Genomic DNA, 22,405 nt, shown 5'->3' with positions numbered 1-22,405 from the left:
GTGTGGAAGGGCCGTGGCTTAACGGATAAAAGCTACCCCGGGGATAACAGGCTTATCTTGCCCAAGAGTTCACATCGACGGCAAGGTTTGGCACCTCGATGTCGGCTCGTCGCATCCTGGGGCTGGAGAAGGTCCCAAGGGTCCGGCTGTTCGCCGGTTAAAGCGGCACGCGAGCTGGGTTCAGACCGTCGTGAGACAGGTCGGTCTCTATCCGTGGTGGGCGTTCAGAGATTTGAGGAGGTCTTTCCCTAGTACGAGAGGATCGGGAAGGACAGACCAATGGTGTATCAGTTGTTCTGCCAAGGGCATTGCTGAGTAGCCAAGTCTGGTTCGGATAAGCACTGAAAGCATCTAAGTGCGAAGCCGGCTCCAAGATTAGATCTCTCATCCTTCTTTCGGGAAGGAGTAAGACCGCAAGAAGACTACTTGCTTGATAGGCCACAGGTGTAAGCACGGTAACGTGTTCAGCTGAGTGGTACTAATGGTCGAGGGCTTGACCTGTTTCAGGGCTGGCATTAGCTGGATAAAAAACTTATATTCAATTGAATAATCAGACTTCCTCAAAATAGTGAAGAAGCCTGAGATTTGAACCTTTCTGGTGATTAGAGCGAGGTGGCACCACCCGTTCCCATCCCGAACACGGAAGTGAAACGCCTTAGCGCAGACGATACTGAGGGGGCAATCCCTTGTGGAAAATATGCCATTGCCAGAAGGACTTACAAATCTCAGGCTTTTTTGTTAAAAAAGAAACGCCCCTTTGAATAGGGGCGTTTTTGCATTATACCATTCAGGTTTATTACTTATATTTTTTGGTAAAGAAATATTCACCCGCTGCACTGTCGACTACAATAGTATCATTTGGTTTAAATTCACCATCAAGGATCTTCAGTGCCATCAGATCGAGTATGCGGGTCTGGAGAACGCGTTTTAAGGGTCGCGCGCCATATACCGGGTCGTAGCCCTCGAGTGCTAATTGGTCGGCGGCAGCTTCGGTTAACTCCAAATCGATGTTTTTATCCTCCAGTCGTTTTTTAAGGATATCGAGTTGCAGGGTTACAATATGTTTTATATCTTCACGGGATAGCTGGCTGAATATGATAATTTCATCTACGCGGTTTAAAAATTCAGGCCTGAAATAATGTTTCAGGTTTTCGGAAATCGCTTCTTCCAAATCCGCTTCCCGGCCTGGTTCAAGCTCTGCAATTGATTGACTTCCAATATTTGATGTCATTATCAGCACAGTATTCTTAAAGTCAACAGTGCGTCCTTTCCCATCAGTCAGGCGGCCATCATCAAGAACTTGAAGAAGTACATTGAATATTTTAGGATGGGCTTTTTCGATTTCGTCCAGGAGTATAACTGAGTAAGGCCGGCGATGAATTGCTTCGGTAAGTTGTCCTCCTTCATCGTAGCCTACATAGCCTGGAGGGGCACCGATAAGCCTTGCTACAGTGTGTTCTTCCATGTATTCACTCATGTCTAATCTGATTATTGCTCTTTCATCGTCAAAAAGAAAAGCGGCAAGTGCCTTGGCTAGTTCGGTTTTGCCGACGCCGGTTGGCCCGAGAAAAATAAAGCTTCCCAGCGGACGATTGGGATCTTGCAGGCCGGCTCTTGCCCTTCGCACAGCATTGGATACGGCTACAACTGCCTTATCTTGGGAGACTACCCGCTGATGCAGGCGTTGTTCCATATTGCGCAGTTTCTCCAAATCGCCTTCCATCAAGTTGGATACCGGGATGCCTGTCCAGCGGCTGACTACTTCGGCAATGTCTGTTTCATCAACTTCTTCTTTAAGCAGACGACCGCCCTGATTTGCAGAAAGTGCATTTTCTTTTTCCTGGAGTTGTTTTTCTAGTTCTGTCAGCTCCCCATATTTTAATCGGGCTGCCTGCTCATAATCAGCCTGCCTCTCTGCCCTGTCTATTTCTACCTTAATTTGTTCAATGCGCTCTTTAAGAGATCCCAGGCTTTTAATCTTTTCCTTTTCTTTTTGCCAGATAGCTTTCAATCTGTCGGCTTCTTCCTTGTGGCTGGCAAGTTCGTATTCGAGATTGTTTAACCGCTCTTTCGATGCCTCGTCCTTTTCTTTTTTAAGAGCTTCTCTTTCGATTTCAAGCTGCCTGAGCTTTCTATCGACTTCGTCTATTTCAGCAGGTACAGAGTCGATCTCGGTTCTCAGCTTTGCGGCGGCTTCGTCTATAAGGTCGATTGCCTTATCTGGTAAAAAGCGATCGGTTATATAACGATTGGATAATACTGCCGCTGCTACCAGAGCGCTGTCCTGTATTCTTACCCCATGGTGTACTTCGTAGCGTTCTTTTAATCCTCGCAGGATGGAGATAGTATCATCTATGCCTGGTTCTCCAACGAATACCGGCTGAAAACGGCGTTCCAGGGCGGCATCTTTTTCAATATATTTCCGATACTCATTCAGGGTTGTAGCTCCGATTGCATGTAGTTCACCCCTGGCAAGCATTGGTTTTAGCATATTGGAAGCGTCCATAGCTCCCTCAGCAGCTCCAGCTCCGATTACGGTGTGGAGTTCGTCTATGAAAAGAATTACTCGCCCTTCACTGTCCTGTACTTCTTTTAGAACGGCTTTTAGCCGTTCTTCAAATTCACCACGATATTTAGCTCCGGCAATAAGGGCGCCAAGGTCAAGGGCTACGATACGTTTGTCCTTCAGGCCGGTGGGTACATCTCCCTTGAAAATTCTCTGGGCAAGGCCTTCCGCGATTGCTGTCTTGCCAACTCCAGGTTCACCGATCAGCACCGGGTTGTTCTTAGTACGCCGGCTTAACACCTGGATCACACGACGAATTTCATCGTCCCGGCCGATAACCGGATCAAGCTTGCCGGACGAAGCCAATTGGGTCAGATCGCGTCCGTATTTTTCCAGTGCTTGATACTTTTCTTCAGGATTCTGGTCAGTAACTCTGTGGCTACCCCTTATTTCGCCCAGTATTTTGTAAACATTGTCTCGTTTTACGCCCATCTCCTTGAGAGTATTGCTCACCGGGCTATCAACTTCCAACAAAGCAAGGAACAGATGCTCAATACTTATAAACTCATCTTTAAAATGTGCCATCTCTTTAGCTGCGGCTTCCAGAACCTTGTTGAAATCACCAGAGGGGTAGGCTTCGGCGGCAGCTCCAGCGCGGGGTTTGGCTTCAATTTTTGCCTGCACATCAACTTCAAGATGGCGTGGGGGGATCCCCAGCCGTGACAAAACCTGTCCGGCTATACCATCTTTCTGGTTGATAATTGCCAGCATAAGGTGTTCTGGTTCAACTTGCGTATTATCGTGCTGTTTAGCCAGTTCAAATGATTGTAATAATGCTTCCCTTGCTTTTTCAGTAAACTGATTTATATCCATTTTCACTCCTTACAGCAGGAAAATATATTAGTTGGATGCCAGTGCAGGCTGTTTATCTGCATCGGGTTTTTCGGTAATAAGGCAGCCGGGATCTATATTGCCTGTATATCCGCATTGAAGGCAATGGTTGAACATCCCGTCCTCATCGTAATCCAGATACAGGTCCCCATTGCATTTTGGGCATGATTTCATTTTCCACATCGTCAGCTACCTCCTTTAATATGACTCTAATCTTCTCCGAGCATTTGAAGCATTTCTTTTATTAACGCCAAATTCCCCTTCTGGTTAGCTGAGCCTTCTTCAAGGAGATTGTTTCTTAGCTCAAGGAGTCTTTCACTTATATTGAGAGCAAGCTCTACTCCGGCAAGATTTAGTCCCATTTCGTCCACCAGGCGTCGTATCACGCGGCATTGAGCAATATCCTCTTCGCTATACAAGCGTAGGGTATTGATACGAATTGGGCTCACCAGACCTACCCTTTCATACTTGCGTAAAGTTTGTGGATGAAGCCCGGTTAGCATTGCTGCAACCTGCATGACATAAACCCCTGTTTTTCGTTGCATATTTACTTCCTCTTGACGTTTTTTCAGCGTGCAATTATTATAATAGTTGATATGGAGAGTGTCAATATATAAGATATAAGAGAATAAGAAGAATTGACTAAAATAATAAAAATAAATATAATAGAAGGTGTAAGAAGATCTTATAAAATATTATATTTAGGGTGGTAATACTGGCAATGGAGGGCAGGTATACAATAAGTATACTGACGAAAATAACCGGCCTGCCAGCCCATTATTTGAGAAGACTCGAGAAAACTGGGCTGCTTTCTCCCTGTCGGAGTCAAGGAGGGCACAGGTTGTACACTCAACAGGATCTGGAAATAATATTCCAGGTTAAACATCTCAAAGAAAAAGGTATCAATATGGCTGGTATTTGTGAAATATTGAAGAAGAAACAATAGGAGGAAAAAATGACAACGATAAGAACTACTTTTGCAAATCCGATATCCTTGAGGGATGCCATGGATCGACTTTTCGAACAGAGCTTTATTCGATCACCGCAGGCTACTGATGAGGACAGAACGGTTCGGACCATGGCCGTCAATCTATATGAAAAAGATGATGTTTATTATTTACAGGCATATTTGCCGGGTGTAAAGTCCGATAATGTTGACATTAGCATAGATGGCAATGCTATCAATATCAAAGCGCGTATTCCTTCCCGGTTGGAAGGCGAGGATGCCGGTAACTGCCGATGGTACATTACTGAGTTGGGTTACGGAGAAATGAACCGCTCTGTAAGCTTCCCAGTACCTGTAGATGCGAATCGTATCGAAGCAAGTCAGGATAACGGAGTACTAACAGTTACCGTTCCTAAAGCGGAGGAAGCCAAGCCCAGGCAAATCAAAGTAAAAACTGCTTAAATGGATATACTGCCGGGAAATAGCAAGAGGAGGTGGAAATATGGCAGATATAATTAGATGGGAGCCATTTCGCGATATGATGACGCTCAGGCAAGCTATGGACAGGCTATTCGAGGATTCCTTTGTGCGTCCAGCCAGTTTCGGATCTCTTTCGGTGCCAGATGTTGCCATAGAAATGAAAGAGACTGATTCCGATATAGTGATAAAAGCCGAGCTGCCTGGCGTGATGCCAAATGATGTCGATGTATCAATTGCCGAGGGTGTGTTAACTGTAAAGGGCGAACATAAGGAAGAAAAAGAAGAAAAAGAAACCAATTACTATCGGAGAGAGCTCAAGTACGGCTCATTCAGCCGCTCTGTCAATTTGCCTGCAGTTGTTAATGCTGATCAAGCCGAGGCAGTATTTGAAAATGGAATACTTACTTTAACGTTGCCTAAAGCGGAGGAAGCCAAGCCCAGACAAATCAAAGTAAAAACTACCCAGGCGATTGAAGGGAAAAAGAAATAGGTAATACCAATATACCCGGCAGTATCGTATAAATGTAATTAGCAGGTGGCGATATCGCCACCTGCTAATTACATAGGGATTTATTTGGTTGTTATGCCGCCCGCGTGTAATTCAGTAAGGTTGGGCTTATGCAATTTGCCAGCTTCGGGCTTAAACTGTTAAAGTCTATTACTTTGTTAATGTTAAGGGGCACATAGTTAATATGCGTAATACCGTTTTGCGTAATCTGAATCCGATAATTGTAATAGTAGCAATTAATGTAATAGTATTTTTTACCGTACGGCTGTTTCCTGACCTGATAGGGTACCTTGGTTTATGGGGCAGGCCGCTTTTTATTGAAAGACCGTGGGGTTTGATTACCAGTGTTTTTACCCATTATGACCTGTTTCACCTATTTGCCAATATGTTTACTCTATATTTCTTTGGTAATTATGTGCTCAGGTTGGTTGGAGTGCGGAAATTTATTATTCTTTATCTGGCAGGGGGTATACTGGGAGGTGCATTTTTTGTACTTCTATCACCTTATTCATTAGCAATTGGCGCCTCTGGCGCGGTATTTGCTTTAGGTGGTGCACTTGCTATACTGGTTCCCAATTCAAGAGTGATTATCTTCCCCCTTCCGGTGCCAATGCCATTATGGATAGCGGTTATCGGTGGATTTATAATACTGTCTTTTATGTCGGGAGTTGCCTGGCAGGCACACTTGGGCGGTTTATTAACCGGACTTGTGGCCGGCTTGATATTTAAACGCAGCAGTCGCTATTTTTATTTTTGAGAGGCTTCATCCAGTTGTTCCTGGACAAGCTCAATATCCCTGCGCATTTTTGCTTGTTTTCTTGCTAAGACAAAGATGTATGCCAGAAGGGCAGCCCAGATTAAAATAAAGGCAGCGAGCATGTAGCCTGCGTTTTCCATTATGCGTTCCTCCGTGTTAGTTGTTCTTTGAGTTGATATAAAGTATTTTCGTCGTCTTTCATCATGGTTCTCTCGGCAAGCAGGTAGAAAAACAGGAAATTAAATGCAAAAATGCATACCAATAGTGTTGCTAGCATGGGTGGCTCAAGTCCGCCGGAAAAAATGGTCAGCGGTGGGTGCTGGGTACGCCAGAGGGTTACCGAAAGGAAAACAAGTGGGACGTTCAGAAAACCTATGATGCCCACAACGGCTCCGAAGCGGGCTTTTCTTTCTGCACCGGCAACATAGCCTCGGATAATAAAATAAGCAATGTAAATAAACCATAATATCAGCGAAGTAGTCAGCCTGGGCTCCCATACCCACCACACTCCCCAGGCTGGTTTTGCCCATATTGGGCCGGTAACCAGAACCAGGGTGATAAAGACAAGCCCAATCTCGGCAGACGCACTAGCAATGTTATCCCATTTTGTATCTCTTTTGACAAGATATACTATAGAGCCGATACATGTTACAAAGAAAGCCAAAAAAGCTATCCATGCTACAGGGACATGATAGTAGAAAATCCGTTGCACAATCCCCATGTCAACTTCTGTGGGGACATACATAAACACCATGTAAAACGAAGCCATAATCAGGCCTGATGCAGTAAAAAACAGGATCTTGCGTTTCATAAATTCCTCCGGGATAATTTATCTGTTATTCCTCAATTATAAAACTAAATACCAAATAGCTTGCAACAAGAAAAATAACGTCGAAAGCTCCTATTATTCCAAGCCACTGGGAAATAGAGCTGAAGGTTTGCCCTTCCAGCACCTGGGCTGAAGAATTGACAGCCGCTATAATTACCGGGGTAATTACCGGGAAAAATAGAATTGGCAGCACTAGTTCACGAGCACGAGTATTCACTGCCATGGCAGCAAATAAAGTACCAACAGCTGCGAACCCCAAAGTAGCCAGGAGTGTTACCACCAGCAGTTCCAGTTTAAAGAAGCTGATATTAAACAGAAGGCTGAATATTGGAATAACAATAAGCTGAATTAAAATAATAAAAAAAGTGTTTCCGAAAAACTTTCCCAGATATATTGCTTCCCGGCTCAATGGGGCTACCATCAGCCCCTCAATGCAATCTTCCTCCTTTTCCATAATAAAGGAGCGGTTGAGGCTGAGCACTCCAGCAAAGGCGAAAGTTGCCCAAAGAATTCCGGGAGCTACGATTTCTGCTGCTTGTTCGCTGCTGCCGAAAGCAAAATTAAAAATGATAATCACGAGTATGGCAAAAACCACCACAGAGGATAGCACTTCTCTCGTGCGAATCTCAGTTAATACATCTTTGGATGCGATTATCAGAGCGTCCCGGAGTTCCTTCATAAGGCCTCCAGACTGGCAAAATAGGCATCCTGCAGTTCCGCCAGGGAACATTTATTATCCGGTGCAAAAAAAACTCTGCCGCGTGCAAGTATAATAATCCGATTAGCAACTGCGAAACCCTTTTCAAGATTATGATGGGTAAAAACAATCGTGCGCTTTTCTTCGCTTAATAACCGCCAAAGGCTTTCCGATGCCCTGTTATCCAGTCCGGATTCAGGTTCGTCCATTAGCACTATTTGCGGTTGATGCAGCAAGGAACGGGCGATTGAAAGCCGTTGTTGCATACCTCTAGAAAAAGTACCCACCTTATCATACATGCGAGCTTTCAAGCCCAGGCTGGAGAGTAGTTGCTTGACGCGTATATCGCGATTGGGCACTGAGTAAAGTCGGGCATAAAAAGAAAGATTATCATAGGCAGTGAGGCTGGGATACAGAAAACTGCGGTGACTGACAATCCCGAGGTTTGAGCGGATGCCTTCTGGATCCTCACTAATATTGCGACCTCCATAAAGGACGACCCCGCTGGTGGGTTTCATAATAGTAGAAAGAATTTTCAACAGGGTAGTTTTACCAGCCCCGTTATGGCCAAACAGAGCTAATGTTTCACCGGGTTGCACAGTGAGGGAAACATCTTGCAGGGCTTTAAAACTGCCAAAATTACGGCAGAGGTTTTTTACCTCTATGGAACTTATCATAATAAAAATTGGCCTTTGGGAAAATGTATGCCAGTGTTATTCTTCACTGTTTGAAATCGGCTCTTTTTTACCTTTAGGCCAGTAGCAGATTAGGCCTCCGGCAAGAAGGATAAAGCCTCCGACCCAAATCCAGCTGATAAGCGGATTAACTTTAGCCATGAATCCCGCCCAGTAGCCCTTGGTAAGGTCATCGGCGTCAATGGGTTCCCATCCGGTAAGACTGATGTAGAGATCTTCGACCAGTGAATAACGGATAGCGACTTTGCTCATAGCTCCTTCGTAACTACGGTGAAAAAGCTTGAGGGGCTCCATATTGCCGATTAACTTGTCGTTTTTGCTGACGGTGAGTTCCGCCCAAATCTCCATGCGGCTGCCGTCACCGCTCCCCAAGAGTGTTTCGTAAGTAATTTCATAGTCTTTAATTGTCATAGTGTCGCCCGGAGCCAGCACTGCTGTGGTTTCAGTATCGTATACTGTAGAACCGATTACACCGATGGCTATGATGGCTATAGACATATGTATCAGGTATCCGCCATAGCGAGCGCGGTTGGCGCGAACCAGGTTAATTGCAGAATGAAAAAAGTTTTCAGAAAGCGCTCGCCGGCGAGAAAGACAATCCCCAATCCAGACCAGTATTGAGGAAAAGATTGCAAATAGGGCTACGAAAGCTGGAATTAGTGCATACCATTCTCTAGCCCCGAATATTACAAGTAAACCGATCACAACCAGGCTTAATAAGGCAGATACAAAATAGGTTGTTTTGATCTTTCGCGCTTGCGGGCGCCGCCATCCAAGCGCGGTACATAAACCGATAAGCAGAATAACGCTGACAAAAAGCGGTAATACTGCGCGATTGAAAAAAGTACTGTCCATAGTCGGTGATCCGGGGAGTAATGGTGATAGTGTTCCAGCCAGGATTACAACAGCGGAGCCGGCGAACAGCACGTTGGAGAGCAAGAAAGTAGATTCGCGTGAAACCAGGTTGGTGATAGCCATTTCGGTTTTTAATTCTTTGCGTCTCCAAATGATAAGCCCAATAGAGCCAATAATGGATATTATGAGCAGTGCCAGAAACAGGCTATCCATGGCAGAAGGGAGGAATGCATGCTTAGATTGGAGTACGCCACTGCGAGTAAGGAACGCGCCCAGAATAATAGTGATAAATATGGCTGCGGCAAGCCCGATATTCCAAAACTTGAAGCCACCCCGGCGTTTTTGGACTACCATTGAATGCAGAAAAGCAGTAGAGAGTAGCCACGGCACAAGACCAGCATTTTCAATTGGATCCCACGTCCAGTATCCTCCCCAGGATAGCTCGGCGTAAGCCCACCAGGCACCTAATATATTCCCAACACCCAGTAATAGCCAGGCTATTACTACCCAGCGCCTGGATTGGCTTATCCAGGTATTGTCCAGTTTGTTATTCAGTAAAGCTGATATGGCGAAACCGAAGGGGATGGTAAAAACCGCCCATCCGGCAATCAGGGTAGGTGGATGGAATAGCATGCCCGGATTTTCCAGCAATGGATTCATGCCTACCCCCTCTGAGGGGACAACGGGGAAGGTGCTGGCTTCCAGCCGAGCGAAGGGATTGGAGAAAAACAATACGAGCAGAATAAAAAATATCTGAGTGAACATTACAATTGCCATGGTGTAAGGTGTCAGCTCGCGCTTTCCGGGGCGTTGGCGCATAACCAGAATATATCCGCATATAGTTAGCATCCATGTCCAAAATAAAAGCGAGCCGGCATTACCTGCCCATAGTCCACTGAAAAGATAAATGGGGGACATATCGGTGCTAGTGTATTGGTACACGTATTTTAATTCAAATTGGTGGGTAAGGAGAGCAGCTTCCAGAATTATTACGGCTACTGTAACAAGGATAAAAACGCCAATAGCAGATTTTCGAGCGTTACGATTGAGCCAGGAATCTTTCTCCCGACCTCCGTAAATGAAGCCAACCAGGGCAAAAATAGCTGCCACGAGAGCAAGCACTAACGAAATATAGCCTAATTCTGCCATTACTCCTGCCTATTATTATTTAAGCCGATTCATATTTAGAGGCACAGGCTGTAATAATCTTGGCGGCGGTAAAACTTCCGTCATCGGCAAAGTGGCCTTCAACTACTACGTGGCGCCCAGCTTCAAAGTTATTTGGAATAACACCGGTATAATAAATATCTATACTGGCAGATCCCGGTTGGGTTGTTTCGTCATCGTCAATATGAAGGAGAGTAAAAAAGAGGTTTTGGCCCGCGCCGGTACTCTCAAACCCGGTAGCTACTTCGCCCTGTATTCTTACCTGTTTTTGTCCTACAGAATCCCGTTGCTCGATAGCTTCAGCGACCGTAAAATAATAGCTGTTACCGCCCTGAAACCCCATATAGGCTAATAGTATTATAGCCAGGCCAATTATTACCCCGCCTATAAGAAACTTTTTATTTTTCAAAGCTATGTACCTTCAGCGGGATTATAGCATAAAAATGATCAATTTGCGAACCGGCAAGAATAAAACCGCCGTTGTTTTTTAACAACGGCGGTTATCTGAACTGTGTTAAAGGGTTGTTTTGTTATCCGGCTTTATGGCAATCGTAACAATCTGCAACATCGAAGTTTTCGTGGTAGCCATCATCTGGCATTGGATCGGTCCCGCCAAGCATATGGCAGATACCGCACAGACCGTCATAGCCAGTACCGGTTGCATGGCTGGAGATAGCAGGGGCATTCTCGGGTGTCGGCTCACCGGCCGGTTCGGTAGTCGGTTCAGTAGTTGGTTCAGTAGTCGGTTCAGTAGTCGGTTCAGTAGTCGGTTCAGTAGTTGGTTCAGTAGTTGGTTCAGTAGTTGGTTCAGTAGTTGGTTCAGTAGTCGGTTCAGTAGTCGGGTTGGTAGTTGTTGGCTCTACCGGTGCGCCAGGATGGCAGGCTGGGGAAGAGCACATTATCAAGGGATAGGATTTGTGTACTTCTCCGAGTAATTCTCCGCCTGCAGGAACAGGTCCGCCTGTGTGGCAGGCGAAACAGTTTTCAAATTTAATATCTACATCATGCGGGATATGGCGTACACCGTCTGCACTTGAAGACTCGTATCCACAGGCAGCAAGAGCCGGAACCAATAGAAGGACAAGAGCGAAAAGCAAAACCAGGGTTATTTTATTATTTTTCACTTCTATCCTCCTCATATCCAAACAGTTTGTAAGCGCGTTGTTTACCGCTTGTTATTTCCCGGTACCAGACTGGGTGATGCTCTTCGACATAATCCCTGCCAACGCTTCCGGTAATCCATGAAGTGAGAGTCGGCCAGTGGCTTTTTAGTACGAGTACCAGGATTATGTGTATTGCAAGCATGAAAATGAACAGGGCGGTAAAAATATCATGGAACAAGGTCATCCAGCCCCAGATATCAGCAGAAAGATCCCAGATGCGGGATGCCACTTTAAACGCACCGGTAAGCAGTATTACCGCACCGATAGCGCCCATACCGAGAGCTGCAACCTTTTGGCTGGAGAGGTATTTGGTTTCTGCGTGCCATTTGCGGCGCAGGAAATACTTGCCCAGCATACCATGAAAAATGTCTTTTACGTTGGGAATCAGCCGATCCCAGTCGCGCATTACCAGATAGTCCATTGCAAAGAAGAATCCTGCGAAAAGCAGTAAAGCCACTCCAGTAAAATGCAGGTTGAGTGGCAGGGCGGTGTCTGCAATGGTTTCCATGAATGGGTCAATTATAAGGAATCCCATGTAGATACCGGTACCCAGACATACAAATATACCCACTGAAGTCCCCCAATGGGAGAGGAAACCGCGGGCACCGTGGCGTTCTATCTTTTCGCCGCTTATTTGCTCTCTGGGGCGGGTTAAACCGCTGTAGATACCGAGCACCGCACCAAGGACTGTTGCCGCCAGCAGGAGCCACCAGGCATCGTCAAAAAAGATGATACCCAAGCTGTCTGAGAGGTACCAGCCGAGAGGTACGGTGGCCAAGAAGAGCACAGAAAGAATGAGAGCCTTCTTCGCCATAAAAACCTCCTAAAAATAATTATAAAAGGGCAAAGCCCGTTTTCCGAGATTAGGTTAGCAAACAATATAGCTTTATTTTAATAGCTTTGTCAACAATATTAAAAACAGTGAAATATAAGAAAAATTACTCATGGTTGCACTGACTACAGGCACATTGCCCATCAGGTTAACGTTTGCGTGCGATACTGATAAACGATAGAAACTTCGGTTGACTTATTGAAGGAGGTTCCGCCTGATAGACGATTTGAGCCTATTTTTGTATAGTGTTAACATTTTGAGATGAGGTTAACATAAAATATGCTGGTTCACAATCATTACTTAATCATTATATTGATTGTTGGCATCCTTTCAGGGATAGGGTGCCTGGTCGGGGCTTTTTATATTTATCGCCGCAAGCAATTGATTGACGGCCTCCCGATATCGAAAGTTCAGGGAGTGTTTATTGGTTTTTACTTGGGGGCTTTGTTTATTGGTTGGGTATGGAATACCTTTAATGGTCTGGTACGTTTACGCCAGCGTGTGAGGCAAGCGCAGTCCCAGATAGAAGTCGAATTAAAACGGCGTTATGATTTAGTTCCGCGAATTGTGCAGATAGTAGAAGCTTATCGACGATATGAATCTGGCTTGCATCAAGCAGCTACCGAGCTGAGGGCACAGCTTGAGGTGTTACAGGGCACTACCGAACATGATATAAAGGGAGCGCTTCCGGTTCTCATGGCAGTGATAGAAAACTATCTATCTCTTAAAGCAGACGGTCAGTTTGCCAATTTGCAGCATCTTTTGACTGAAACCGAACAGCGCTTGGCACTGTCTCGTGACTATTATAATCAGGTGAGCACTTTCTACAACACCAGGATTGAAGTCGCGCCTGACCGGTTTTTAGCCGCTACTACCGGTTTTAAGCCATTTAACCTGCTTTCTTCCTCAGGCTTGGAAAGAGCGAGTATTGAAGTAAATCTGGCCGATTGACTGGATTGCTTTGGGGTAAAATTCCAGGCAGCACAATTTTTATATATAATAAGTGGTAAGCTGATATAGGTAATCCCAGGGAGAGCTAATAAAAGCCCTGATGTGAAATCTCTAATCCTCACACAGAACCCCGAAGTTAATCGGGAAAGATGGGAACTGTCAGGATTATCCGGGCGGGTTTTTAAAGTAGTGGTCGTTAATATAAAATAATCATGTCTAGAAAAACCAGGAGAGAAAAGTGAAAAGTATTAGAGTAATCCCGTGCCTGGATATAAAAAATGGAAGAGTGGTAAAAGGGATTAATTTTATTAACCTTCAGGATGCAAGGGATCCAGTGGAAGCTGCCCAAGCCTATTGCCGGGAAGGAGCTGACGAACTGGTTTTTCTGGATATATTTGCCACCCTGGAAAACCGTAAAACTCGCCTTGAATGGGTTAAAAAAGTACGTAACGTGGTTGATGTTCCCTTTGCGGTAGGTGGAGGCATTTGTTCTATTGAAGATATGGAAGCCTTGAAATCAATCGGGGCCGATAAAGTCTCAATCAATACAGCAGCGGTAAAAAATCCCTCGCTGATAGAAGAAGCAGCCCTTCGTTTTGGCTCATCCAGTCTGGTGGTTGCCATTGATGGGAGGAAAAATCCTCCTGGCAGCAAAATGCCCAGGCTTGAAGTGGTGGTAAAAAGTGGCGAAGATGCTGTTGGCATGGATATTGTAGAATGGGCTCGCAAGGTTGAATCACTGGGAGCTGGAGAGATACTGCTTACCAGCAAGGATGCTGACGGAACCAAAGGTGGTTATGATATTGAAATGACCTTGGCGGTGGCGGAGGCGGTCAAAATTCCGGTGATTGCTTCGGGCGGCGCTGGAACCTTGGAACATATGTACGAGGCGGTCGTAACGGGGAAAGCCTCCGCTGTATTGGCAGCTTCGGTTTTTCATTTCGGGGAGCTTGGAGTTGGTGAGGTAAAAAGGTATCTCAAGGCCAGGGGGATTCCCATCAACAGTTAGCTTTTTAGCCCATTCATCTACTTTTATCATTCCACAATTGAGCTAATTGCCCCGATCATGACAAATTCACAGCAAAAGAAAGAGAACACTATAAAGCAGAAAATATACCAGGGGGCTGCAGCCGCTTGGCCGGTGTTTCTCGGTTATATTCCCCTGGGATTGGCTTTTGGGGTTATTGCACGCAATGCAGGACTAGACCCCTGGCAGATTGGCCTGATGTCGATATTGCTTTTTGCCGGTAGTGCCCAGTTCATTGCAATTTCAATGCTTTCAGCTGGTGCCGGGCCAGCTTCAATAATTATTACCACCCTTGCGGTTAACCTTCGTCATTTCTTAATGAGTTCATCACTTTCTTTATATTTGGGCAGGGTGAGGAAAAAGCTGCTTTCGCTCTTTGCCTACGGAATTACTGATGAGACTTTTGCAGTAAACCTGATCAAGTTTCGCAGTGGCACCTGGAGCTTTGCGAATGCTCTCACGGTTAACCACGTTTCCAATGTTTCCTGGGTTGCCAGTACCGTCATTGGGGGGTTTGCAGGTGAGTTTATACCGGAAGGTGCTTTTGGAATCGATTATGCCCTGGTTGCCATGTTCATCGGCTTGCTCGCGATGCAGTTAAGGGGGCGTAAATATATTGTAACTGCTTTGTTTTCCGGATTTTTAGCGGTTATCTTCTCACTGGTGCTGCCAGGCAACCTGTATATAATAGCCGCCTCAATGCTGGCTGCAACTGGCGGGGTTGTGGTTCTGCGCAAAATACGTCAGGTGAAAAATAGTAATAATGCCTGAATACTTGTTGATGCTGGCGGGAATGTGTATAGTAACCTACGTTCCACGCTGGATTCCGCTAGTTGTACTTTCCGGGCGAAGACTGCCAGAATGGTTAATTGAGTGGCTGGATCTCATACCGGTAGCCATACTGGCAGCGTTATTGTTTCCTTTGCTGGTGATCCCGGAAGAGGGGGGAACAATAAACTTTTTTCAACCGGAGCTTCTGACAGCTGTACCGACCGCTATAATTGCGTTCAGGTTGAAATCCCTTAGCATTACAGTCATTGCCGGTATGCTGATTTTTTGGCTTGTTGGATTATTGCTTTAACTTTTTATATTGTTGTGTTATTCACCTGTTTTAAAATAATAAACAATTGCACGAGTAAGAAAATCAGGTAAATCCGGGTGGAATTTATTAAAAAAAGCTGCGAATTCAGCGTCTTCACTGTAGATGTGCCCCAAGTTCAAGGCAGCCTCGTCGGAATAATCGTGGAAGGCATTTAGCCATTCCCGCCATTCAGAAACCAGTTTCTGGACTGGTTCGCTTTCGGCGCCTTTACTCATGTTGTCTGCAATAGACTGAAAAATTCCGTTTCCTTTTTCCTGGAGGGCTTCAAATTTGCTCTTTCCCATGTTCATTACCCGCTTTTCACTTTCTTCTACTACCTGGTCACCCCAGCGTCGGCGAGCTTCGCTGCGGTATCTTTTTATGTCCTTATCGTTAAAACCCTGGTAGTATTCACTAATTTCCATTTCTATTTCTCCCTCCCATTTTTTTATTGTCTTATCGATTGTATCAATCAACTGGCTGGTTCGCCTGATTTTTTCTAACAGCACTGCTCGATGATCCCTTAACGCTTTAAGCCCATCGAAGCCTGGCTGGTTTATTATTTCTTTAATGCTCGCTAAGGAAAATCCAATTTCACGAAAAAACATTATTTGCTGCAGTGTCATGGCTTCCTCTTCGCTATATAACCGGTATCCTGCAGGTGTGACAGAAGCAGGTTTAAGCAGGCCGATTTCGTCATAGTAGTGCAGGGTGCGTACACTGATACCAGCAAGATGTGCCATTTTACTAATCGGTAATTTCATTACAGGGGATTATAAAGTATAACGTTACGTTATAGTCAAGATAATTTTGGCTGTTGATATGGCAGCCGAGGATGGGATAATAATTGTATGGTCTTGACCAGGCTTACTCATTAAGAGTATCTTATCAGGTTAATAGACAAGTTCTCATATTATATGAGCAATCTTTAATAACAAAGTCTTAACGAGTAAACATGGAGAAGACTTGCGACTCTGTTGTCATCTTGGTGCCGCCAGCAGGGCAATTAATTCTCTTACAGGAACTGGGCAACTGTGTTCCTTTGACATAACACACTAATTGTAAAGGAGAACAAGAAAAGGCATGAGCGGTGATTCAATACAGATACTTATTGCCATGCTTGCTTATCTGGCCTTGGTGATAGGTATCGGTTTCTATTTCTACAGGCGCTCCAATCAAAGCAGCGAGCACTATTTTATTGGAGGAAGATCTCTGGGTCCGTGGGTCACAGCTATGAGCGCTGAAGCTTCCGACATGAGCGGCTGGTTGTTAATGGGGCTTCCGGGTGTTGCTTACTGGTTTGGGATGAGTGATGCCATTTGGACTGCAATAGGGCTGGCGATTGGTACTTACCTTAACTGGTTGCTGGTAGCCAGGAGATTGCGTAATTACTCAATAATTGCCGGTAATGCTATTACAATTCCGGAGTTTTTTAGCCAGCGTTTCAAGGAGAATAAGAAAGTTATACTTTCAATTGCAGCCATATTTATCCTCATCTTTTTTGCAGTGTATGCGGCAAGCTGTTTTGTGACCTTTGGAAAATTATTCAGCACGTTGTTTGATGTGAACTATCAGCTTGTAATGATTTTGGGCGCCGCTGCTGTTGTGTTATATACCTATGTTGGTGGTTTTCTGGCCGAAAGCGTATCCGATTTTGTCCAAGGTATAGTAATGATAGTCGCTCTTAGCGCGGTAACCATAATGGGGATATCTGCAGCTGGGGGAATACCAGATATTATCGATAATATAAAAAGTATTCCGGGATTTTTTGAATTTTTTGGTATAGCCTCACCCCAGGTTGTTGATGGAGTGCAGCAAGTCGGCTCAAGCGGTGAGCCCCTTTTCGGGCCGGCGGGAACTTACGGATTTTTGACCATCCTCTCAACACTTTCATGGGGCCTGGGGTATTTCGGGATGCCCCAGGTGCTTCTGCGGTTTATGGCTATCAAGGATCCCAGCAACCTGAGAAAATCGAGAAGAATCGCCATAGTCTGGTGTGTAATATCTCTTGTTGCTGCTGTGATGATTGGCCTGATTGGCAGGGTTTTATATCCGGCAGAATTACTTACTCAGAGTTCATCAGAAAGTATTTTTATAATCATGTCGACAGGGCTTCTGCCTCCGTTGCTGGCTGGCATTTTTATGACCGGTATCCTCGCAGCGACAATGAGTTCATCAGATTCTTATCTTCTTATCGCCTCTTCGGCATTTGCGAAAAATATCTTTCAAGGTATCATGAAGAAAGAAGCTACCGATAAACAGGTAATGCTGATTACGCGGATTACCTTGCTGGCGATTTCTATATTTGGGGTAATTATTGCCCTGGATGAGAATAGTGTGATATTTACGGTTGTGTCTTTTGCCTGGGCAGGCTTTGGGGCAACTTTTGGTCCGATTATGCTCTTCTCGTTATTTTGGAAACGCACAACCCGCATGGGAGCTATTGCTGGTATGCTCACCGGCGGTGGAGTTGTCTTGATATGGAAACTTCTACTAAAGCCGATGGGTGGTTTCTTTGGCATATACGAATTACTACCGGCATTCGTTCTTTCGTGCTTGGCTATTGTGGTGGTATCTCTGCTTTCTAATCCGCCTGATCAAAAGATCTTGGATGATTTCGAAGCAGCTAAAATAGCTTAAACAACAATAAATACAAGATGTGATCAAGATAAAGCCCCCTTATCGGGGGCTTTATCAGTTTAGACTAGTTTATCATCTGTTTGGTAAAACATATGCGGTGGTGTTCGTTTTTTATTCACATTTGGAGTAACCGCAGTGAATGCAAACAATGCAACCGCTTTCATGCTGGATGGGCATGTTGCAATCCGGGCAGGCGTTTACGTTCAGTACCATATTACCAACAGATTTTAGTATGGCGCCCTCGTCCGTTTTTATTGCACCAATGGATGGCAATTGCTTGCTCTCCGCTGTGTTGCTCGGGGTAGCTGGCGGTTTTGATTTATTTTCATTTCCATTGCTTTCTACATCAATGTATTTTTTTATTACCCGCGCGATTGCGTCCGGGCAGGAGGTTACGTTAACTCCATCGCGGCGGATACAAGCCGGGCATCGAATACCCTTGATTTGCTCAATGATAGACTCAACAGAAATACCGGAACGAAGGGATATTGAAATGAGTCTGGCGGTTGCTTCAGACTGGGAAGAACATCCGCCAGCCCTTCCAGTATTGGTGAAGATTTCGCAGATTCCCTGTTCGTCTGCATTGACGCTGACATACAGATTGCCACAGCCGATTTTTATTTTTTCAGTTACTCCCATGGTTACCTGTGGGCGCGGACGCGGTTGTATTCCTTTGGCAGGACCGGACTTTACGGCGGTGTTATCAGTGCTTTTATTATTGTTTGTGCCTTTGGAGAGTACCTGTTCTTCCCGACTGCCATCCCGATAAACGGTTAATCCTTTGCAGTTCAACTCATATGCCAGCAGATATGCTTCGGCAATATCATCACGAGTCGCCTCATGGGGGAAGTTGATAGTTTTTGAAACGGCATTATCGGTGTATTTCTGAAATGCGGCCTGTATCTGTATATGCCATTTGGGATCTATTTCCTGGGCAGTTACAAAAATACGCTGAATCCAGGCTGGAACCTCTAATAGCCCTTGGATTGATCCGCTTTCTGCAATTTTCTCCTTCAAACTCTCTGATAAGAAGCCGCACTCTCGGGCGTAATCCAGAAAAAGTGGATTCACCTCGACAAATGGCGTCCCATCTAACACTGTTTTGGTATATGCCACGGCAAAAATCGGTTCAACGCCACTGGATGCACCGCAAATCATGGAAATTGTGCCGGTCGGTGCTATTGTAGTAACCGTGGCATTGCGTACCGGTCTGACGCCATAGAAGACAGATTTTTCATAGTTAGGAAAAGTGCCTCGTTCCTGGGCCAACCGTTCAGATTCGAGTCTTCCTTCAGTTTGAATAAAACTCATTACTTTTTCTGCGTAGCTGACTGCTTCCTCCGAATCGTACGGGACGCCGAGTGAAATTAGCATGTCTGCAAAACCCATTACCCCCAGCCCTATCTTCCGGTTTCCCTCCACCATTGATTTGATGACATCCAGCGGATAGTTGTTGGCATCGATTACATTATCGAGGAAGCGAACCGCCAGTCGGGTAGTGCGGGCCAGGTGCTCCCAGTCGACGGTGTTTTGATTATCTTTCTTCTTTACCATTGCCTTGAGATTGATGGAGCCCAGGTTGCAGGCTTCGTTAGGGAACAGCGGTTGTTCTCCGCAGGGGTTGGTTGCTTCTATTTCTCCCAGCGCGGGGGTTGGGTTGTCACTGTTAATGCGGTCAAGAAAAACTATCCCCGGTTCACCGTTTTCCCAGGCATGATCGACAATCTGCCAGAAAATATCTTCAGCTCGCCTCTGGCCAGTGGGTTTTTTGGTATGAGGGTCTATCAGGTCATAATCTGTCTTGTTTGCCAGTGCTTTCATAAAATCATCGGTTATGCCTACCGAAATATTAAAATTGGTTATTTCATTGCTGTCTTCCTTGCAGCGTATAAACCCCTCAATATCGGGATGGTCTACCCTCAGTATCCCCATATTTGCACCTCGCCGGGTGCCTCCCTGCTTGACTGCTTCTGTAGCAGAATTGAAAACCTTCATGAAACTCACCGGCCCGGAGGCAACACCACCGGTAGAACGAACAGTACTGTTTTTTGGCCGAAGCCTGGAAAAACTGAATCCGGTGCCGCCACCGGATTTGTGGATTATTGCCGCATGTTTAATGGCATCGAAAATCGCTTCCATGGAGTCATCTACCGGAAGCACAAAACAGGCGCTGAGCTGCCCGAGATCTCTCCCTGCATTCATCAGAGTTGGGGAGTTGGGCATAAACTCCAGCCTGGCCATCATGTTGTAAAAAGCCTCTATGACCTGGCTGGTCTCCTCGGAGCTTTTTCCGTATTGTGTCTCGACTTCCCCAACCACTGAGGCTACCCGGAAAAGCATTTCTTCAGGGGTTTCAGCCGGCTGGTTTTCATCCCTTTTTAAATACCGTTTTTCCAGGATGGAGCGGGCAGTACTGGTCAGATTCATTTTTTCTAAAATTTTTGGAACAGATTTCGAAGTTGTCATTTACTCACCGTCTTTTTTACTTGTTTAGATGTAGTAAGGTCTTAAAAAGAAAACACTACATATTGTGCGGAAGGCAGTTTAACAGAACTACATGTAGTGTGTCAAGCATGCAAAGAAAACTATAAACGGCAGGTTAAATTGTTACTGGTTTGCCATTTCTTCTTGGAAGAGAGTCTTGGAAACGGGGCTTTATGAGTTTCCTTAATGAGGAACAAGCTGAATTCTGCTGAGATTATTATACCCCATTCGCGTAGTCCAAGTGGTACTGGGTGAAAAGCATCCTGTAAAAAAAGCATAACCCTTATTTTACTCATATAATATAAATATAAATAATAAATACCATAAGTACAATTAATTGACATGAGCTTCATATGAGTGTTATCATCCAAAAAATGGAGTGAAAATTCAAGGAAAAGTCGATGACCTGTCACATGGTTCTCTGGCACATAATTTAATGGTAGAAATAAAAAATCTCAGTAAAAAATTTAACCATATTGTTGCTCTGAACCAGGTATCCATGCAAATTGTTCAGGGCGAAGCTGCTGCAATTGTTGGGGATAACGGTTCGGGCAAATCCACGCTGATTAAAATGCTTACCGGCGACCTGTTCCCTGATACGGGCGAAATAGTCATAGCAAATCAAAGCTTCCGTCGCCTTTCGCCAAGAAAAGCCATGGAATTAGGCATCAGAGTCATGTATCAGGATCTAAGCCTGGATAATTATAAAAACAGCTCAGAAAACATTTTTCTTGGCGAAGAACTTATGCAAGGGCTGTTTTTAGCAAAAAAACGCATGTTAGCGGAAGCCCGGCAACTACTGGATCATTTACAAATTCAAACCCCGGATTTGTCCGAATTAGTGGGTAATTTATCCGGTGGGCAAAGGCAGGGTGTTGCCATTGCACGCGCTTTGCGCAAAGACGCCAGGATACTTATTCTGGACGAACCCACAGCAGCTATGGGTATGACTGAAACTGAAAGAGTATTTCGGATGTTACAGCAGGTGAAGAAGGAAAAAAAGACCATGGTCATAGTGAGTCACAACCTTTTACAGGTTTTTGATATTGCCGACAGGATTTTTGTCATGAAAGCAGGACGGTGCATAGCTAATGTGCTCACCAAAGACACCAATCCCTATGAATTGCATACCATGATTAAAGAAGGTTTGTAAGGCAGTGGAAGCTTATTGGCCGGGTATAAAAAAATTCGTAACGAGAAATTCAGCGACATTGCTCCTGGTGCTGTTTTGCTTTTTATTGGCGCTTTTTATAGGTGTAACAACAGGGAAGTATTTTGATATCGTTAACACGTTTAATATTTTAGAGGCAAATTCCTTCCGAATGCTTCTGGCAATTGGCATGATGCTTGTTATTGCTTCGGGTGCCATTGATTTATCTATATGTTCTGTTTTATCACTTAGCGCCATGATTCTGGCCGTAAGCTTACATGCAGGTCTGCCCGTATGGCTTTGCATTGTAGTGGGTTTGTTAGCCGGTACGATTTTGGGCATTGTTAATGGGACTATTATCAGTATTACAAAAATTAATGCGTTTATTATCACGCTGGGCACAGCTTTTTTATTCCGCGGCCTATCTCTGATTATTTCCCGGGGCACTCCTGTAACCAGGCTTCCAGAGGCTTTTCGTTCTTTTGGGAGCGGCGAGGTGTTGGGCCTGGAAGCAGGCGTTTTTTATGCTGTTGCTGCTGTAATCATCGCCTACGTGGTCTTTTATAAAATGAAGTGGGGGCATTATGTTTCCTCTCTGGGCGGCAATGCAGCTGCTCTGAGGCGCTGCGGTGTAAAAATATCGCGCTACCGCATCAGTGTTTTTGCCGTAAGCGGTTTTCTGGCAGCTTTGGCAGGCATGATAATTACCGCCAGGCTAAACTCGGCAGAAGCGAATGCCGGCCTGA

23 protein-coding genes and 2 rRNA genes are annotated in these 22,405 nt (G+C 45.1%); 12 read left to right on the top strand and 13 right to left on the bottom strand.

The features are described 5' to 3' along the window. Both PHX29_05095 and rrf read left to right on the top strand, forming a co-directional pair. Positions 1–501, top strand: a 23S ribosomal RNA gene (locus tag PHX29_05095); the annotation flags it as partial. A gap of 93 nt (positions 502–594) precedes the next feature. After that, positions 595–712 (top strand): 5S ribosomal RNA (rrf, locus tag PHX29_05090). 84 nt (positions 713–796) lie between these two features. Here the strand turns inward: rrf and clpB are convergent. Genes clpB through PHX29_05075 form a run of 3 tightly spaced genes read right to left on the bottom strand, consistent with a single transcriptional unit; the run spans position 797 to position 3,942 of the window. Further along, entirely contained in the window at positions 797–3,379 is a 2,583-nt protein-coding gene (clpB, locus tag PHX29_05085) for an ATP-dependent chaperone ClpB (GenBank protein ID MDD5605265.1), read from the bottom strand. 27 nt (positions 3,380–3,406) lie between these two features. Beyond that, positions 3,407–3,580 (bottom strand): hypothetical protein, encoded by a 174-nt coding sequence (locus PHX29_05080; GenBank protein ID MDD5605264.1) that lies wholly within the window; start codon positions 3,578–3,580, stop codon positions 3,407–3,409. 26 nt (positions 3,581–3,606) lie between these two features. Further along, a complete protein-coding gene (locus PHX29_05075) occupies positions 3,607–3,942 on the bottom strand; it encodes a MerR family transcriptional regulator (protein ID MDD5605263.1) in 336 nt (111 codons plus the stop codon). 410 nt (positions 3,943–4,352) lie between these two features. Between PHX29_05075 and PHX29_05070 the strand changes: the two genes are divergently transcribed. The 3 genes from PHX29_05070 to PHX29_05060 all read left to right on the top strand — a co-directional run bounded on the left by PHX29_05070 (position 4,353) and on the right by PHX29_05060 (position 6,088). Continuing rightward, on the top strand, positions 4,353–4,805 hold the full coding sequence (locus PHX29_05070) for an Hsp20/alpha crystallin family protein (GenBank protein ID MDD5605262.1): 453 nt from the start codon (positions 4,353–4,355) through the stop codon (positions 4,803–4,805). Between the two features lie 40 nt (positions 4,806–4,845). Further along, positions 4,846–5,313 carry an Hsp20/alpha crystallin family protein gene (locus tag PHX29_05065; GenBank protein ID MDD5605261.1) on the top strand — a complete coding sequence of 156 codons (468 nt, stop codon included), beginning with the start codon at positions 4,846–4,848 and terminating at the stop codon, positions 5,311–5,313. Positions 5,314–5,515: 202 nt separating this feature from the next. After that, complete coding sequence (locus PHX29_05060) at positions 5,516–6,088, top strand: rhomboid family intramembrane serine protease (protein ID MDD5605260.1); 573 nt, start codon at positions 5,516–5,518, stop codon at positions 6,086–6,088. On the opposite strand, the gene PHX29_05055 is transcribed toward PHX29_05060, so the two are convergent. The 8 genes from PHX29_05055 to PHX29_05020 all read right to left on the bottom strand — a co-directional run bounded on the left by PHX29_05055 (position 6,079) and on the right by PHX29_05020 (position 12,308). Beyond that, positions 6,079–6,228, bottom strand: a complete 150-nt coding sequence (locus PHX29_05055) for a CcmD family protein (protein MDD5605259.1) — start codon at positions 6,226–6,228, stop codon at positions 6,079–6,081. The genes PHX29_05060 and PHX29_05055 overlap by 10 nt on opposite strands. Next, positions 6,228–6,899, bottom strand: coding sequence for a cytochrome c biogenesis protein (locus PHX29_05050; GenBank protein MDD5605258.1), 672 nt, complete (start codon positions 6,897–6,899; stop codon positions 6,228–6,230). The genes PHX29_05055 and PHX29_05050 overlap by 1 nt, the downstream gene beginning before the upstream one ends. A gap of 25 nt (positions 6,900–6,924) precedes the next feature. Beyond that, positions 6,925–7,596, bottom strand: a complete 672-nt coding sequence (locus PHX29_05045) for a heme exporter protein CcmB (protein MDD5605257.1) — start codon at positions 7,594–7,596, stop codon at positions 6,925–6,927. Continuing rightward, positions 7,593–8,291, bottom strand: a complete 699-nt coding sequence (locus tag PHX29_05040; protein MDD5605256.1) for an ABC transporter ATP-binding protein — start codon at positions 8,289–8,291, stop codon at positions 7,593–7,595. Before PHX29_05040 ends, PHX29_05045 begins: the two co-directional genes overlap by 4 nt. A gap of 36 nt (positions 8,292–8,327) precedes the next feature. Beyond that, positions 8,328–10,313: a cytochrome c-type biogenesis CcmF C-terminal domain-containing protein gene (locus tag PHX29_05035; GenBank protein ID MDD5605255.1), complete on the bottom strand. Its 1,986-nt coding sequence runs from the start codon at positions 10,311–10,313 to the stop codon at positions 8,328–8,330. Between the two features lie 19 nt (positions 10,314–10,332). Then, on the bottom strand, positions 10,333–10,740 hold the full coding sequence (locus tag PHX29_05030) for a cytochrome c maturation protein CcmE (protein ID MDD5605254.1): 408 nt from the start codon (positions 10,738–10,740) through the stop codon (positions 10,333–10,335). 121 nt (positions 10,741–10,861) lie between these two features. Continuing rightward, a complete protein-coding gene (locus PHX29_05025; protein MDD5605253.1) occupies positions 10,862–11,455 on the bottom strand; it encodes a hypothetical protein in 594 nt (197 codons plus the stop codon). Then, the gene (locus PHX29_05020) at positions 11,445–12,308 is read right to left on the bottom strand and encodes a cytochrome b/b6 domain-containing protein (protein ID MDD5605252.1); all 864 of its coding nucleotides are present in this window, start codon (positions 12,306–12,308) and stop codon (positions 11,445–11,447) included. The genes PHX29_05025 and PHX29_05020 overlap by 11 nt, the downstream gene beginning before the upstream one ends. A 297-nt stretch (positions 12,309–12,605) precedes the next feature. Between PHX29_05020 and PHX29_05015 the strand changes: the two genes are divergently transcribed. The 4 genes from PHX29_05015 (at position 12,606) to PHX29_05000 (ending at position 15,385) form a co-directional block, all read left to right on the top strand. Beyond that, complete coding sequence (locus tag PHX29_05015; protein MDD5605251.1) at positions 12,606–13,277, top strand: LemA family protein; 672 nt, start codon at positions 12,606–12,608, stop codon at positions 13,275–13,277. 238 nt (positions 13,278–13,515) lie between these two features. Then, positions 13,516–14,286, top strand: coding sequence for an imidazole glycerol phosphate synthase subunit HisF (gene hisF / locus PHX29_05010; GenBank protein MDD5605250.1), 771 nt, complete (start codon positions 13,516–13,518; stop codon positions 14,284–14,286). Between the two features lie 57 nt (positions 14,287–14,343). Next, the gene (locus tag PHX29_05005; GenBank protein ID MDD5605249.1) at positions 14,344–15,075 is read left to right on the top strand and encodes an AzlC family ABC transporter permease; all 732 of its coding nucleotides are present in this window, start codon (positions 14,344–14,346) and stop codon (positions 15,073–15,075) included. Further along, a complete protein-coding gene (locus tag PHX29_05000) occupies positions 15,068–15,385 on the top strand; it encodes an AzlD domain-containing protein (GenBank protein MDD5605248.1) in 318 nt (105 codons plus the stop codon). The genes PHX29_05005 and PHX29_05000 overlap by 8 nt, the downstream gene beginning before the upstream one ends. Before the next feature lie 17 nt (positions 15,386–15,402). On the opposite strand, the gene PHX29_04995 is transcribed toward PHX29_05000, so the two are convergent. Next, complete coding sequence (locus tag PHX29_04995) at positions 15,403–16,149, bottom strand: MerR family transcriptional regulator (GenBank protein ID MDD5605247.1); 747 nt, start codon at positions 16,147–16,149, stop codon at positions 15,403–15,405. A 319-nt stretch (positions 16,150–16,468) separates the two neighbouring features. On the opposite strand from PHX29_04995, the gene putP reads away from it, so the two are divergent. Next, positions 16,469–18,025 (top strand): sodium/proline symporter PutP, encoded by a 1,557-nt coding sequence (putP, locus tag PHX29_04990; GenBank protein MDD5605246.1) that lies wholly within the window; start codon positions 16,469–16,471, stop codon positions 18,023–18,025. A 111-nt stretch (positions 18,026–18,136) separates the two neighbouring features. Here the strand turns inward: putP and PHX29_04985 are convergent, their stop codons facing one another. Next, a complete protein-coding gene (locus PHX29_04985; GenBank protein ID MDD5605245.1) occupies positions 18,137–20,491 on the bottom strand; it encodes a vitamin B12-dependent ribonucleotide reductase in 2,355 nt (784 codons plus the stop codon). Between the two features lie 397 nt (positions 20,492–20,888). Between PHX29_04985 and PHX29_04980 the strand changes: the two genes are divergently transcribed. Both PHX29_04980 and PHX29_04975 read left to right on the top strand, forming a co-directional pair. Beyond that, on the top strand, positions 20,889–21,662 hold the full coding sequence (locus tag PHX29_04980) for an ATP-binding cassette domain-containing protein (protein ID MDD5605244.1): 774 nt from the start codon (positions 20,889–20,891) through the stop codon (positions 21,660–21,662). A gap of 4 nt (positions 21,663–21,666) precedes the next feature. After that, the coding region (locus tag PHX29_04975) for an ABC transporter permease (GenBank protein MDD5605243.1) at positions 21,667–22,405 on the top strand (739 nt) is incomplete at its 3' end.

It is taken from the genome of Dehalococcoidales bacterium, from assembly GCA_028717385.1.
Taxonomy (GTDB): domain Bacteria; phylum Chloroflexota; class Dehalococcoidia; order Dehalococcoidales; family CSSed11-197; genus CSSed11-197.
This window is presented reverse-complemented; position numbering and strand designations above follow the sequence as displayed.